16 protein-coding genes are annotated in these 14,167 nt (G+C 73.9%); 8 read left to right on the forward strand and 8 right to left on the reverse strand.

The annotated features are described in order from the left end of the window. Window positions 1-277: 277 nt before the first annotated feature. Entirely contained in the window at window positions 278-1,567 is a 1,290-nt protein-coding gene (locus tag FGW31_RS32615) for an ROK family transcriptional regulator (RefSeq protein WP_142197144.1), read from the forward strand. 15 nt (window positions 1,568-1,582) lie between these two features. On the opposite strand, the gene FGW31_RS32620 is transcribed toward FGW31_RS32615, so the two are convergent. From FGW31_RS32620 to FGW31_RS32640, 5 genes are all read right to left on the reverse strand, one after another. Next, entirely contained in the window at window positions 1,583-1,867 is a 285-nt protein-coding gene (locus FGW31_RS32620; protein WP_142197145.1) for a hypothetical protein, read from the reverse strand. A gap of 78 nt (window positions 1,868-1,945) precedes the next feature. After that, the gene (locus tag FGW31_RS32625) at window positions 1,946-2,977 is read right to left on the reverse strand and encodes an SDR family oxidoreductase (RefSeq protein WP_142197146.1); all 1,032 of its coding nucleotides are present in this window, start codon (window positions 2,975-2,977) and stop codon (window positions 1,946-1,948) included. Between the two features lie 382 nt (window positions 2,978-3,359). After that, window positions 3,360-4,574 carry an aromatic acid exporter family protein gene (locus FGW31_RS32630; protein WP_142197147.1) on the reverse strand — a complete coding sequence of 405 codons (1,215 nt, stop codon included), beginning with the start codon at window positions 4,572-4,574 and terminating at the stop codon, window positions 3,360-3,362. Between the two features lie 46 nt (window positions 4,575-4,620). Then, a complete protein-coding gene (locus FGW31_RS32635; RefSeq protein ID WP_142197148.1) occupies window positions 4,621-5,277 on the reverse strand; it encodes an HAD family hydrolase in 657 nt (218 codons plus the stop codon). Window positions 5,278-5,319: 42 nt separating this feature from the next. Continuing rightward, window positions 5,320-6,360, reverse strand: coding sequence for a PHP domain-containing protein (locus FGW31_RS32640; RefSeq protein WP_142197149.1), 1,041 nt, complete (start codon window positions 6,358-6,360; stop codon window positions 5,320-5,322). A gap of 157 nt (window positions 6,361-6,517) precedes the next feature. On the opposite strand from FGW31_RS32640, the gene FGW31_RS32645 reads away from it, so the two are divergent. Together FGW31_RS32645 and FGW31_RS32650 are read left to right on the forward strand one after the other, a co-directional pair. Further along, a complete protein-coding gene (locus FGW31_RS32645; RefSeq protein ID WP_142197150.1) occupies window positions 6,518-7,327 on the forward strand; it encodes an SDR family oxidoreductase in 810 nt (269 codons plus the stop codon). A 76-nt stretch (window positions 7,328-7,403) separates the two neighbouring features. Then, window positions 7,404-7,682, forward strand: a complete 279-nt coding sequence (locus tag FGW31_RS32650; protein ID WP_142197151.1) for a hypothetical protein — start codon at window positions 7,404-7,406, stop codon at window positions 7,680-7,682. A gap of 36 nt (window positions 7,683-7,718) precedes the next feature. Here FGW31_RS32650 and FGW31_RS32655 read toward each other — a convergent pair whose 3' ends face one another. From FGW31_RS32655 to FGW31_RS32665, 3 genes are all read right to left on the reverse strand, one after another. Then, on the reverse strand, window positions 7,719-8,195 hold the full coding sequence (locus FGW31_RS32655; RefSeq protein ID WP_142197152.1) for a VanZ family protein: 477 nt from the start codon (window positions 8,193-8,195) through the stop codon (window positions 7,719-7,721). A gap of 84 nt (window positions 8,196-8,279) precedes the next feature. After that, window positions 8,280-8,942, reverse strand: a complete 663-nt coding sequence (locus tag FGW31_RS32660; RefSeq protein WP_142197153.1) for a DUF4230 domain-containing protein — start codon at window positions 8,940-8,942, stop codon at window positions 8,280-8,282. Window positions 8,943-9,073: 131 nt separating this feature from the next. After that, window positions 9,074-9,448 (reverse strand): anti-sigma factor antagonist, encoded by a 375-nt coding sequence (locus FGW31_RS32665; RefSeq protein WP_142197154.1) that lies wholly within the window; start codon window positions 9,446-9,448, stop codon window positions 9,074-9,076. Window positions 9,449-9,806: 358 nt separating this feature from the next. On the opposite strand from FGW31_RS32665, the gene FGW31_RS32670 reads away from it, so the two are divergent. From FGW31_RS32670 to FGW31_RS32690, 5 genes are read left to right on the forward strand one after another with little or no spacing between them, the layout of a single operon-like run. Continuing rightward, window positions 9,807-11,540, forward strand: a complete 1,734-nt coding sequence (locus FGW31_RS32670) for an ATP-binding protein (protein WP_142197155.1) — start codon at window positions 9,807-9,809, stop codon at window positions 11,538-11,540. Next, window positions 11,537-11,947 (forward strand): roadblock/LC7 domain-containing protein, encoded by a 411-nt coding sequence (locus FGW31_RS32675; RefSeq protein ID WP_142197156.1) that lies wholly within the window; start codon window positions 11,537-11,539, stop codon window positions 11,945-11,947. Before FGW31_RS32670 ends, FGW31_RS32675 begins: the two co-directional genes overlap by 4 nt. Further along, window positions 11,944-12,315, forward strand: coding sequence for a DUF742 domain-containing protein (locus FGW31_RS32680; protein ID WP_142197157.1), 372 nt, complete (start codon window positions 11,944-11,946; stop codon window positions 12,313-12,315). Before FGW31_RS32675 ends, FGW31_RS32680 begins: the two co-directional genes overlap by 4 nt. Next, window positions 12,296-12,901, forward strand: a complete 606-nt coding sequence (locus tag FGW31_RS32685) for a GTP-binding protein (protein ID WP_233288752.1) — start codon at window positions 12,296-12,298, stop codon at window positions 12,899-12,901. The genes FGW31_RS32680 and FGW31_RS32685 overlap by 20 nt, the downstream gene beginning before the upstream one ends. Further along, window positions 12,898-14,136, forward strand: coding sequence for a cytochrome P450 (locus tag FGW31_RS32690; RefSeq protein ID WP_142197159.1), 1,239 nt, complete (start codon window positions 12,898-12,900; stop codon window positions 14,134-14,136). Before FGW31_RS32685 ends, FGW31_RS32690 begins: the two co-directional genes overlap by 4 nt. Window positions 14,137-14,167: the final 31 nt, after the last annotated feature.

The raw sequence follows: 14,167 nt of genomic DNA on the forward strand, positions 1-14,167 counted from the left end.
GGGGTCTAGGTTCCGCGGGGTTCAGGGTAGGGACCGGGCGGGCCGGTGGACCACCGGTTTTTCCTCCGGGGCCCGCGCCTCCGTGCCGTGCAGTGCGCTGCGCCGCCGTCGCCGAGGGGGAGGGGCGGGCCGCTACGGGTGACTGCCGGGAGCTGACGCGGTGGGTACCTCGCCGCCGGCTATTAGTTCACAGCATGAAATAAGGGAGGCCGGAAGTCGCGCCGAGCCGCGTCCCGACGGTATGTTGCAGGTCGGGCAGGGTACCGGAAGGAGCCACATGGCGGGGCGGAACGGGCGCACGGTGCGCGACCTCAGGCGGGCCAACCGCACGGCCGTGCTGCAACGGCTGTACTTCGACGGACCGCTCAGCCGCTTCGAACTCGGCCCCGCGACCGGGCTCAGCTCCGGCTCCGTGAGCAACGTCGTCGCCGACCTGGTCGCCGACGGCCTGGTGGAGGAGGCCGGCAGCGTCGACTCCGACGGCGGCCGGCCCCGCACCCTGCTGCGCGTGGCACCGGCCAGCGGCCACATGATCGGCGTCGACGTGGGGGAGACCCGGGTGCGCGTCGAACTGTTCGACGTGACCCTCACCGAACTCGCCCGCGCCGAACTCCCGCTCCAGCAGCAGCGCTACGAGGTCGAGGTCATCGTCGACCACATCCGCTCCGGCATCGCCGAGGTGCTCGCCGGCGCCGGCCTCGCCCCCGAGCGGCTCCTCGGCGTCGGCATCGGCGTCCCCGGCATCGTCGAACGCACCCCCGACCGCGGCGCCGTGGTGCACGGGCAGACGATCGGCTGGGACGCCATCCCGCTGGAGGCCCTGCTGCGCACCGGCTCGCCCCTGCCCGACACGGTGCCCTACTTCATCGACAACGGCGCCAAGACCCTCGGCCAGGCCGAGATGTGGTTCGGCGCCGGCCGCGGCGCCCGCAACGCCCTCGTGGTCCTCTTCGGCTCCGGCGTCGGCGCCTGCCTGGTCACGCCCGAGGTGGAACACGGCCGGGCGGTCGAATGGGGACACCTGACCGTACGGGTCAGGGGACGCCGCTGCCGCTGCGGCGCCCTCGGCTGCCTGGAGGCGTACGCGGGCGCCGAGTCGCTGCTCGCCCGGTGGCGGGAGGAGGGTGGCCGACTGCCCGAGGACACCGACGAGGAGACGGCCCTCACCACGATGCTCGCCGCCGCCTACCCGGCCGACGGCGCCGCCGCCGACCCGGTCGCCCTCGCCGTGCTGGAGGAGACCGCCGAGTACCTGGGCGCGGGCCTGTCCGACCTCATCAACCTCTTCCAGCCGGAACGCATCCTCATGGGGGGCTGGGCCGGACTCCAGCTCGGCTCCCGGTTCCTGCCCGCCGTACGCCGGCACGCCCTGTCGTACGCGCTGCGCCACCCGGCCGAGAAGGTCACCATCGAACTGGGCCGCCTCGGCCCCGACGCGGTCACCGTCGGCGCCGCGATCCTGCCGCTCGCCGACTTCTTCGCGCGCGGCGGCCGGCGCCCCGACCCCGACCCGCAGTCCCCGCCGCCCGCCTGGCACACGGCGCTGCAGGACCGCGCCCCGCGCTGACCGCACGGGCCCGCCTCACGCGGACGACTCGTCCGGCACGGGCTGCTCGGGGTTGCCCGACGCCGAGTGCGGAGCACCTTGCCGGCCCGTGCCCGCCTCGTCCGTGTCGGGCACGTCGGCCTGCCCGCCGGACGTCTCCTCGGACTCGTCCGGCACGCCCGCCTTCTCCTCGCTCTTCCGCTCGGCGGCGCGCGGCGCCACCTCCCAGGGGTCCTCGCCGGACCCGGCCTGCTGGTCGGGCAGGTCCCGGGGCACACCGACGCCGTTCTCACCGGGGCCTTCGTCGCGGTGGTCGGTCACGGCGCTCTCCCTTCGCTCGTACGCGTTTTTCCGCCGACCCTCGCGAGTACCGTCGCGGGAAGCGGCGAAACCCGGGCCTCAGCCCACCTTGCGGCCCCGCAGCGGTTCCGTGTCCGCGCCCGCGCCCTCCCGCAGGCCCAGCAGGAACTCCTCCATCACCTGCGTCGCGTCGCGCACCGGCCGCCAGCCGAGTTCCACGCGCGCCCGCGTGCAGTCCATCAGCGGCAGCCTCAGCACGGCGTCGAACAGGTGCGGCGAGGCGGGCAGCAGCCGCAGCCCCCACGCCGCGGCGACCGCGGAGCGGGCCGCCGTGCGCGGCACCCGCACCCGGCGCGTCCCCAGCAGCTCCCCGAGCCACTCGGCGTCGAGCGGCGGCTCGGCCGCGAGATTGAACGCACCGCGGGCCTCGGCGGACAGCACGGCCAGCCGGTAGGCGTGGGCGGCGTCGTCGGTGTGCAGCGCCTGCACCCGCAGTCCCGGAATGTCGGGGACGAAGGGCAGCAGATCGGGCCGCGCCAGCGGACCCGGCAGCAGACGGCCCCCGAAGATCCGGCGCTGCTCGCTCGCAGACTCCCGCTTGAACAGGAACGCGGGCCGCATCCGCACCACCCGGACCGCCGGACGGTCCCGTTCGAAGGTGTCCAGGACCCGCTCCAGATAGGCCTTCTCCCGGCAGTACGCGGCGTCCGGCCAGCCGTGCGTCGGCCACGACTCGGTCACCGCCCGGTCTTTCGGGCCCGGCGAGTACGCCCCGACCGACGAGGCGTGCACCAGCACCGGCACCTCGGCCGCGGCCACCGCGTCGAACACCCGCAGGCTGCCGAGCACATTGGTCCGCCAGGTGCTCGCCGGGTCGTGCGTCGGCTGGAACGCCCAGGCCAGATGGATCACCGCGTCCGCACCGGCGAACTCCTCCGCCAGGTCGAACCGGCCCGAGGCCACGTCGACCGCCGCCCACTCGGTCTTCGGCGGCGACCACCGAGGGACCCGCCGGGCCAGACCCCGCACGGACCCGACCTCCGGATCCTCCGAGAGGACCCGCACCACGCTCGTCCCGGCATTGCCCGTCGCGCCCGTGACGACGATCCTCCTGCCCGCTGTGCTGCTCACCGTCCGCTCCTCTCGGCCGTACGCTCCACGGAGCGGACCGGGTACCCCCGGTTCCGGCGGCCGACCCCGGCGGCGCCGCGCGCGAGCGGCAGGGACGAGCGGGCAGGGACGAGCGGGCAGGGAAAAGCCCCGACCGCGACGGGGGAATCACGGCCGGGGCGGCCAGAGGGCGGGCACGGACGGCGGTCGCCTCTCGGCGGAAGGCTCCACAGGGCTTCAGCCGAACGATCGTCCCTGTGGGCGGATGGTGAGGCCCGGGGACACTGTTCCGTCCGTACCCACACCCTCTTCAACGGACGAGCGTCCTCATCTGTTCCGCCGTCGCCGCGCCGCGCGGGTGAGGTGCGTCACCGGAGGAACGGCCGGAGCGCGGGCCCGGCCGTCAGCGTCCCCGCGCACCCGGGTCGAGGTCGGCCCACAGGTTCTCCGCCTGCAGCAGCAGCGTGCCGAGGACCGCCGCCCGCGCGGCCCCCTGCCCCGCCTGCTCCCGCAGCCCCTCCTGGAGCTCCGTGTGCAGTTCCCGCATGACCTCCTCCGTCCGCCCGTCCAGCAGGCGGTCCGGCCGCGCACCGCCGTCCAGCAGCCGGTCGGCCTCGCCGTGGCAGGCGTCGCCGATCAGCTCCAGCAGCTCCGCGTAGCGGCGCAGCACCGACGCGTCCGGCGCGGCCGGCGTGCGCTCCTCGTCGGCGGCCACCGCCAGCGTCCGGGTCAGCGCGGTGACGTGCCCCGTCACCTGCCCGAACCGGTCGTCCTCCGCCTCCGGCGGGACCGCCGCGGTCGGCGCCCGGTGCAGGGCGCGCAGGGCACCGGACGTCAGGCGCAGGCTCTCCCGGCTCCAGCCGCGGGCCGACCGCAGCGCGTCCACCCGGTCCCGCAGCCGCGCCGACGCGTCCAGCCAGCGGGCGGAGGTCTGCGCGTCCCACTCGCCCTCCCGCAGGTCCCGCGCGACGGCGTGCAGCACGTCACCGGCCTCCCGGGCCAGCGCCGCCAGGTTCTCCCGTACGTCCCGCAGGTGGATCGGCGGCAGGACGAGCGCGTTCACCGCGACGCCGATGACCGCGCCGAGCGCCGCCTGTCCCAGCCGGTGGCCCACGGCGACGGCGCTCACCGTGCCCGAGGCGATGGTGAACACCGCCGTGGTGGCCGCGTAGATGCCCTGGTCACCGAAGCGCGGCCAGTTCGACAGCAGCATCAGCACCGGCACCGACAGCGCGAGCGCACCCGTCGTGTCGCCGGTGACCGCCTGCGCCCCCGACGCCACCAGCGCCCCGGCACAGATGGCGGTGAACTGCCGCGCGCCCTGCACCAGCGAGCTGTAGACGGTCGCCTGCACCAGGACCAGCGCCACCCAGGGCGCCATCAGGGCCATCGGGTCGTCGAGCCAGATCCGCGCCACCACCCACGCCAGCAGCGCCGCCGCGGCCGCCTTCAGCGACTGCACCAGCAGATCCCGCTCCCGCCCGGGCCCCCGCCACGCCGCCCGCGCCGCCCGGCCGCAGGACCGCACGTCCCGCCGTACCGCTTCCGCCACCCGGGCCGCCCGGCCCACCCGTTCCGCGGCACGCTCCTGCCGCGCCTCCTCGGTCATACGCGCCATGACCTGCGGGTTTCCCGGTCGCACCGGGTCCCATGCCGGTGGAAGCTCATGCCAGAGGGCTCCGCGGCAGCGCCGCCAGGAGGGCCGCCGGGTCGTCGTAGACCGCGTCCGCTCCTGCCTCCTCCAGATCGCGGCGCGGAATGCCGCCGCACAGCACCCCCACACACCGCACGCCGGCCCGGCTGCCCGCCCGCATGTCCCACACCGTGTCACCGACGAACACCGCCCGCTCCGCGGGCACCCCGGCCAGCTCCAGCGCGTGCTCGACGGGCTCCGCAGCGGGCTTGCCCTGATCGACGTCGTCGGCGCTCGCCGTCGCGTCGATCGCCTCGTCCGCGTCGATCGCGCGGCGCAGCGCCTCCAGCTCCGCGCCCCCGGCCGAGGTGGCCAGCACCACCGTCCAGCCGTCCCGGTGCAGCCGCTTCAGCAGCCGCCCGGCGTCCGGCAGCGCGGGCAGCCGGTCGAAGTACTGCCCGTACAGCGCCTTGTGCGCGGCGCTCAGCTCCGCGTCGCGCCCGGTGTCCCGGTCGTCACCCAGCAGATGGGCGACCAGATCGGTGGAGGGCAGGCCCACGGCCCGGTGCACGGCGTGCATCGGCACCAGGTGGCCCGCCTGCCGGAGCGCCTCCCACCAGGCCGTCACATGCAGGTGATTGGTGTCGACCAGAGTGCCGTCGACGTCGAACACGGCCGCCCGTTCCACAGGTGGTCCCTTCCTCTCCTCGCGGACGGTCCGGGTACCACGTCAGGCGCCCGTCACTCCGGAGGGCACCTTCCGCTCGCGCGTCCACGCCAGGACCTGCTCCAGCGACCAGGTGGTCACCACCCGCCCGGGCGGCACGCCGCACTCCTGCGCGCGGGCGCAGCCGAGGATCTGCCAGTCCAGCTGGCCCGGCGCGTGCGCGTCGGTGTCGACGGAGAACAGCACGCCCGCGTCCACCGCGCGGCGCAGCAGGCGGCGCGGCGGGTCGAGCCGCTCGGGCCGGCTGTTGATCTCCAGCGCGGTGCCGGTCTCGGCGCACGCCGCGAAGACCTCGTCCGCGTCGAACGACGACTCCGGCCGCCCGCGCCCGGTCAGCAGCCGCCCGGTGCAGTGCCCGAGCACGTCGGAGTGCGGGTCGCGCACCGCGGCCACCATGCGCCGGGTCATGGACCTGGCGTCCATCCGCAGCTTCGAGTGCACGGACACCACCACGACGTCGAGCCGTGCGAGGAGTTCCGGGTCCTGGTCCAGGGATCCGTCCTCGAGGATGTCGCACTCGATGCCGGTGAGCAGCCGGAACGGCGCCCAGGTCTCGTTGAGCTCCGCCACCACGTCCAGTTGCGCGCGCAGCCGGTCGGCGGACAGCCCGCGCGCCACCGTCAGCCGGGGCGAGTGGTCGGTGAGGGCGGCCCACTCGTGGCCGAGCCGCGCCGCGGTGCGGCCCATCTCCTCGATCGGGCTGCCCCCGTCGGACCAGTCGGAGTGCAGATGGCAGTCCCCGCGCAGCAGCGCCCGCAGCTCCCGCCCGTCCCGGTCGGCGGGCGCCGCGCCGGCCTCGTCCTCCAGCCGCCGCAGATAGCCGGGCACCTCCCCGGCCAGCGCCTCCACCACCACCTGGGCGGTCTTCGGCCCGACGCCCCGCAGCGCCTCCAGCGTCCCGGCCTCCACCCGCGCGCGCACCTGCTCCTCGCCCAGCTCCGACAGCGCCCGGGCCGCCGTGCGGAAGGCACGGACGCGGTACGTCGGTGCCAGTGAGCGCTCCAGCAGAAAGGCGATCCGGTCCAGCGCCTCGACGGGGTCCATCGCCACCTCCTCGCTCCAGAGTTGCCCAGGGCGCGTTCGGCCGCACGGCGGAAGCGGGGGTTGGCCCGGTGCGCACCGGGGTACTGCGATGCGTCGTTCCGTTCCCGTCCGGTACTCCGGCACTCCGGCGTTCCGGCGTACGACCCAGGAGGTCCGCATGTCCGTTCCCACCGCACCGGGCGGCAAGGCCGCCGTGGTCACCGGCGCCGACTCCGGCATCGGCCGGGCCACCGCCGTACGTCTGGCCGCCGCGGGCATGGACGTCGGCATCACCTGGCACAGCGACCGGGAGGGCGCCGAGGAGACGGCGGCGGAGGTGCGGGCGCACGGCAGGCGGGCCGAGGTGGCCCCGATGGACCTCACCCGGCTGCCCGCGGCCGCGGACACGATCGACGAGCTGTGCGACCGGCTCGGCCGCCTCGACGTGCTCGTCAACAACGCCGGCACGGGCACCATGACGCCGTTCCTCGACCTGGACCTGCCCACGGTGCGCGAGGTCCTGGACGTCGACCTGGTCGGGCCGTTCCTGTGCGGGCAGAAGGCGGCCCGGCACATGATCCGCCAGGGCGAGGGCGGCCGCATCGTGAACGTGACGTCCGTGCACGAGCACCAGCCACGGGTGGGCGCAGCGCCGTACTGCGCCGCCAAGGGCGGTCTCGGGCTGCTCACCCAGGTGATGGCGCTGGAACTCGCCGAGCACGGCATCACCGTCAACGCGGTCGCCCCGGGTGAGATCGCCACCCCCATGACCGGCCAGGAGGACACCGATCCGCACACCGAGCGCCGCCCCGGTGTGCCGCTGGGGCGGCCCGGCGACGCCCGCGAGGTCGCGGCGGTGATCGCCTTCCTCGCCGGGCCGGACGCCTCGTACGTCACCGGCGCCTCCTGGAGCGTGGACGGCGGAATGCTCCGCATGGGTCCGCAGGCCGGCTCCCACCTGACGAGCGACGACTGGCGCCGGCCCTGAGCCCGAGCGCTCCCGTCACGCACCCGAGGACGCCCTCTTTGCCGCGTTCGAGCGGTTTGCGGCCTACCCTCGATGCATGACCGAAAGCGCGAGCCCGTACATGTCGCACCCGCGGATCATGGTGCTCGGGGTCCAGCCCGGCACTCCGCCGTTCCGCATCGTGGAGATCGACGGCGAGGTGGTCGGCGAGGCCAGGACCGTCACCGACGTCCTGCACGCCGCCGCCGCGTTCGGGATCACGGTCCACGACCTGGACGACCCGGACGTGATCCGCTGGGTGGGCGGCGACAAGTTCACCTGGACCGTACGCCGCGGCCCACGCCCTCCTCGTGAGCGCAGCGGGCGGCGCACCTAGCGTCGGTACGGCGCCGGAGCGGGTGGCCGGAGGCGGTCAGGTCTTCGGCCTGCGCGCGTGCACGGTGCGGCCCAGGCGCCGGCCCACGAGCAGGTAACCGGCCAGTGCCCCGCCGGTGTTGAGGATGACGTCGTCGATGTCGAAGGCGCGTCCGGTCACCAGCAGGCCCTGCGCCACCTCCACCAGCAGCATCACGACGGCCGTGAGCACCAGCACCCGCAGGAACCCGCGGGTGCGCGGCGCGACGACCGGCGCGAGGACGCCGAAGGGCACGCCGAGCAGGATGTTCCCGCCGATCTGGCGCACGGCGTCGCGCAGCGCGGGCTGGTCCAGGTACGCCTGCAGGGAGCGGCCGGGCCGCAGATTGGTGTGGGTCAGCGCCTCCGAGGCGGGTGAGGGCTGCAGCGTGAGCCGGGCCAGGACCACCGCGAAGACCACCATCACGGCGAAGGCGCACACCATCGCCAGCAGCCGCAGGGGCAGGGGGAGGGGGCGTGGGGCGGCGCGGGCCATGTGATCCTCCGTTCGTCAACTTCTGCGTGTGCACGGCCGGTTACCCCCGCATCGGGTCCTCACTCCGGCCCGCCGCCGTACCGGTCAGTCGCCGTAGGTGACCCGCACCCGCTCGAACCCCAGGGAGCGCAGCAGGCCTTCGAGCATCTCCGTGGTGTTGCTCTCCGCCCGCGCGGTGAGGCCGCTCTCCTTCGCCGCGTCACCGATGTGGCGCACCGCGAGCTGCTGCACGGCCTGTTCGCTGTTGGGGTTGTCGGAGAAGAGGTCACCGAGCCGGTCGAGCAGCCCGCGCTGCTTGGAGACGGCGTAGGAGCGCCCGGGGTCCAGGGCGGGCGTGCCGAGACGGGCGTGGGGCAGCCGCAGCGTGGCGGACGTGCGGTCCTCGTCCACGCGCACGTCGTCCCCGTCCAGCGAGCCGAGGTCCACGTAGGCGTCGACGGTGCCCGCGCCCACGTACAGCGTGCGGCTGCCGCGGACCGCGTCCGGCAGGAACTTCGTGTCCTTCTCCAGGTCCACCACCACCTGGAAACTGCCCGAGGCGGCCTCGTAGCGGCTGATGTCCCGGACGGACTCCAGGAGCGCGGGCCCGGAACGGTCCCGGGTCTCGGTGCCGAACACGTCCTTCAGGCCCGGCAGCACGCTCAGCCGGATCCCGGCGAACAGCACGGCGAACAGCAGCACCACCGCGCCGAGCACCTTCGCCCAGCCCGGCAGCCGTGCGGGCAGTCGCTTCACGGGAGCGGTCATGGTGACGGCCCTCCTTCCTCGGGAGCGGATGCCCGCCGAATCCGGGAACAGGCAGGGGAGTCGAGGAACGGACGGCCGCATCGGAAGCACGCGGGGGCGCACGGAGGGTGCTCCGGCGTGCGGGAGTGCCGTCACTCCGGAGCGGGGCCGGGCTGCTCCAGGGCCGCGTCGAGCGTCGGCCACGGGGGCAGCCGCCGGGACAGGCCGGTGATGCGCAGCATGCGCAGGGTCAGCGGATGGGCACAGACGAGGAGCAGCCGGCCGGGGCCCTCCGTGACGCGGTGCCGGGCGCGGTAGAGCAGGCGCAGACCGGACAGGTCGAAGAACTCGACACGGGTCAGGTCGATCACCACCCGGGCGTCCGTCCCGGCGGTCGCCGCGTCCAGGTGCGGGGCGATCTCCGCGGCCGCGGCGATGTCGATCTCACCGCGGAACTCCAGCACCGTGTGCCCCCGGTCCTGGCGGACGCGCAGATGCCGGGTCAGCGGTGCAGGTCCGTACCGCACGACGCCATCGCCTCCAGCTCGCTCCGTGCTACGGGTGGGGAAAGCGCTCAACACCCTTTCCCGCACCGCAAGTTACCTTCGGTCGAGTGCATTTGAGCATGTTCGTTTGTCATATGTCTTCGAATTGCGACCGAGTTCTTTCGGATCGCTCCGGGCGGCCGGAACGGCCCTCTTCGGAGCGTGACGGAATCCTCACGTCGGGCAGCGGTCGAACTTGATCCTCGAGGCCGCCGACCGGTTAAGCTCCTTGCAAGCGCCGTGAGTTGACCCGTATCGCGACGGGTCACTCCACGGTGCGTACTCATGAGGGCGGTCCCTTGCACACCCCCCCTTTCGACCGTGTCTTCGAAGGATGCTGATGGAACTCGCCACTCCGCCACCGGCGGCGCGGCCACCTGTCACCTGGCGCAGCTGGTGGCTGATGCCGCTCGGCCTCGGTGGCGGGACGATCGCCGCCGCGTCGATGAGTTCGGACCGGATCACCACGGCCGTCCTCGGCGCGGCCGCGACGACCGCCTGCGCCGTGTGTGTCCGGCTGCTGCTCCGCAGCCGGGTCCAACTGCTGCGCACACAGGCCGAGTTCCGCACCTCGCAGACCGAGCACACCCAGCAGTGGCAGCAGCACCTGGCAGGTCAGGAGCGCAGGCTCACCGCCGAACGCGCCGCGCGGGAGGACGCCCTCACCGAGCAGGCCGCCGCCTACGAACGCCGGCTCGCCGAACAGGGCGCGACCTACGAGGCACGGCTCGCGGACCACACCGAGGCGTTCGAGGAGCGGCTGGCCGAGCAGGCCCGCACCCACGAGGCGCAGCTCGCCGGACAGACCGGGGCGTGGGAGGAACGGCTGGCCCACCAGGTGGCCGCGATCAGCCGCCTCGCCGACGAGCAACTGCCCGCCGCGATCCGCCGGCTGCGCGCCGGTGACGCCATCGACGACCTGCTGCCGAGCGTCGAGCAGTGCGCCGAGGTCGGCGCCGACCTCCAGGCCGAACTCCGCAAGATCCTGCGCACCGCGCTGCGCGGCCTGGAGGAGGAGTTCGACCGCTCCACCTCCGCCGAACAGGCCGTCATCAGCATCGGCAACCGCATCCACGTCCTCACCAGCAAGCTTCGCGGCCGGCTGCACGAGATGCAGGGCGAACACGGCCGGCTTCCGGTCGTCGCCCGGGGGCTGATGGAACTCGACCAGCAGATCGGCCCCGCCGACTGCCTGGCCGCCAGCATCGGCGTGCTCGGCGGCTCGGACCGGCCCGGCCGGCAGTGGCAGGAACCGCAGCGGCTGCTCAGCGTCGTCCGCGGCGGCATCGGCCGCATCAAGGACTTCCACCGCGTCCAGCTGAGCCGGCTGCCCGAACTCGGCGTGGACGGCGGCCTGGTGGACCACCTCACGCTGATCTTCGCCCACCTCCTCGACAACGCGGCCCGCTACTCGCCACCCACCGAGCCCGTGGTGGTCTCCGGCCGGGAGGTCCCCAACGGCGTCGGCATCGAGATCCAGGACTCCGGCAAGGGCCTGAGCGAGGAGAAGAAGCGCGAGGCCGAGCACGCCCTCGCCGGCACCGCGCCCGGTGCGGGCATCGGCGGCATCAGCGAGGACGCGAACATCGGACTCAGGGTCGTCGGCATCCTCGCCCGCCGCTACGGCATCCGCGTCACCTTCGCGGACTCGCCGTGGCTCGGCACCTCCGTGGTGGTCGTCGTGCCGCACAAGTACTTCAGTCCGCTGCCCGCCACGACCACCGCACCGGAAGCAGGCGCCACCGAGCCCGGCCGGGCGGCCGCCGGCACCACCGCGCCGCCCGCCGACGACCACGCGGAGCCGGCCGACACCACCCCCGGCGGGCTGCCCCGGCGCCGCAGCGGCAGCCGGCGGACCACGGCGGACACCCCGCCGCACGGCACCCGGACCGAACCGGCCGAGTACGGCGGCGTCTGCGCCGTACCGCCGGACTCGTCCTTCGCCGGCCTCGCCGCCTTCGCCGCCGCCGGACGTCCCGCCGACCGGACACCCCGCACCGGCGGCGAATCCCACACCCCCACCGGACGCGAGTCCACCGAGCACCGCACCGAAGAGAGCGACCAGACCAGATGACGCAGCAGGGAACCGACGTGAGCTGGGCGCTCCGCGATCTCGTCGAGAGCATCAAGGAGATCCGATTCGCCCTCGTGGCCTCCAGCGACGGCAAGGCCATCACCTCCTACGGGGCCGACGACCCCGACGACGTGGACCGCTTCGCGGCCGTCGTGGCCGGACTGCAGGCCCTGGCCCAGCCGGTCGCCGAGCAGTTCCCCGCCTACGCGGGACAGCTGCGGCTGGCGATGATCGAGGTCGACGGCGGCCACCTCTTCGTGGTCCGCGCCGGAGTGGAGACCTATCTCGGCGTCCTCGCGCGGGAGGGCCTGGACCAAGGGCTGCTCGGACACCAGATGAGGGATCTCGCCCGCAGAATGGGCGAGCTCCTCGGCACCACTCCGCGCCTGGAGGAGCACTCTGGATGAGTGCTCCCCGCCGACCGGCGGACCCGTCCGGTCTCGAGCGCTACTACGTCCTCACCGGCGGGCGCAGCGGACCGGGCGGTGCGGCCGCCGGCCTCGACGTGGCCACCCTCGTCGTCTCCCGCTCGGGTCCCGTCCCGGGCCTGCAGCACGAGCACGAGGAGATCATCCGGCGGTGCCGGGAACCGCTCTCGGTCGCCGAACTCGGCGCCCACCTCGGACTGCCGTTCAACATTCTCGCGGTGCTGCTGTCGGACCTGCTGGAGGCAGGCCGTGTCGAAGCCCGTGACCCGATCCCGGCCCATGTGGCCGGCCGCGGGCCCGACCTCGCGCTCCTTGAGGAGGTACTCAGTGGACTTGAAAGGCTTTGACCGACCCGGTCGGCACGCCGGCGGGGACATCCGCTCGGTGAAGGTGATGATCGCCGGCGGATTCGGCACCGGGAAGACCACCATGGTCCGCTCGGTCAGCGACATCAGGCCGCTCACCACGGAGGAGACCCTCACCCAGGCCAGCGTCGGCGTCGACGACCTCATCGGGGTCGCCGAGAAGTCGCAGACCACCGTCAGCCTGGACTTCGGCAAGATCGGCCTCAACGACAGCCTGGTGCTGTACCTGTTCGGCACGCCCGGGCAGGAGCGGTTCTGGTTCCTGTGGAACGGCCTGTTCAAGGGCGCGCTCGGCGCGGTCGTCCTGGTCGACACCCGCCGGCTGGCCTCCAGCTTCCGGGCGATCGAGGAGATGGAACGGCAGAAGGTGCCGTTCGTCATCGCGCTCAACGTCTTCCCCGACTCCAAGGACTACCCGGAGGAGGAGATCCGCGACGCGCTGGACATCCCCGCGCACATCCCGGTCGTCTCCTTCGACGCCCGCGACCGCGCCGCCAGCCGTGACGTCCTGCTCGCCCTCATCCGGCACCTGAAGGAACGCTCGGCCGTGCCGGTGGAGTCCCGATGAGCGCCTCCTCCGACAGCCCGCGCGGCTGCCCCGTCGCCCACCACGGCGCGGAACTCGCCAGGCTGTACGGGCCGGAGGCGGCCACCGACCCGGCCGGCATCTACGAGCGGCTGCGCAAGGAGCACGGATCGGTGGCGCCGGTGCTGCTGGAGGGCGAGGTGCCGGCCTGGCTGGTGCTCGGCTACCGGGACGCCCGGCGGGTGCTGGACAACCCCCGTCAGTTCACCCGGGACGCCCGCATCTGGCGGGACTGGCGCGACGGACTCGTCGAGGAGACCTCACCGCTGATCCCGATGCTCGGCTGGCGGCCCGACTGCGTCTCGCAGGACGGCGAACCGCACCGCCGGCTCCGCGCCGCCGTCACCGACGGCCTCCGGGCGGCCGCCGGGCGCGGTGTCCGCCGCCACGCCACCCACTACGCCAACCGGCAGATCGACGCCTTCGTGGACGCCGGCCGCGCCGACCTGGTCGGCGACTACGCCGAGTACCTCCCGATGCTGGTCCTCAGCCGCATCCTCGGACTGCCCGAGGCGGAGGGACGGGACCTGGTCGAGTCCTGCGCCCAGGTCCTCGGAGGCGGCGAGGACGCCGTCACGCACGACGCGCGCATCCAGGAGATCCTCGCCCGGCTCGTGGAGCGCAAGCGCTCCGAGCCCGGCGGCGACCTCGCCACCGCCCTGCTGGAGCACCACGCCGGGCTGGACGAGGACGAGATCGTCAGCCATCTGCGCCTGGTGCTGATCGCCGCCCACACCACCACCAGCAACCTGCTGGCCCGCGTGCTGCAACTGGTCCTCACCGAGACCTCCCGGCTCGCCGGGCTGATCAGCGGTCAGCTGAACGTCTCCGAGGTGGTGGAGGAGGTCATGTGGGACAGCCCGCCGCTGGCCGTGCTGCCGGGCCGCTTCGCCGCCAGCGACCTCGAACTGGGCGGCCACCGCATCCAGGAGGGCGACCTGCTGGTGCTGGGACTGGCCGCGGGCAACCTCGACCCCGAGATCCGCCCGGACACCGGGGGGCCCGTGCACGGCAACCAGGCGCATCTGGCGTTCAGTTCGGGACCCCACGAGTGTCCCGGGCAGAACATCGGCCAGGCCGTCATCCAGACAGCCGTCGACGTGCTGCTGCACCGGCTGCCCGGGCTGCGGCTGGCGGTGCCGCCGGAGGACCTCAGCTCCACCGCCTCGACCTGGGAGTCCCGGCTGGACTCGCTGCCCGTGGAGTTCGGCGTGTGACGCCGCTGCCCGGCACGGCACCGACGGCCGG

It is taken from the genome of Streptomyces calvus (genome assembly GCF_006782915.1).
Classification (GTDB): Bacteria; Actinomycetota; Actinomycetes; order Streptomycetales; family Streptomycetaceae; genus Streptomyces; species Streptomyces calvus.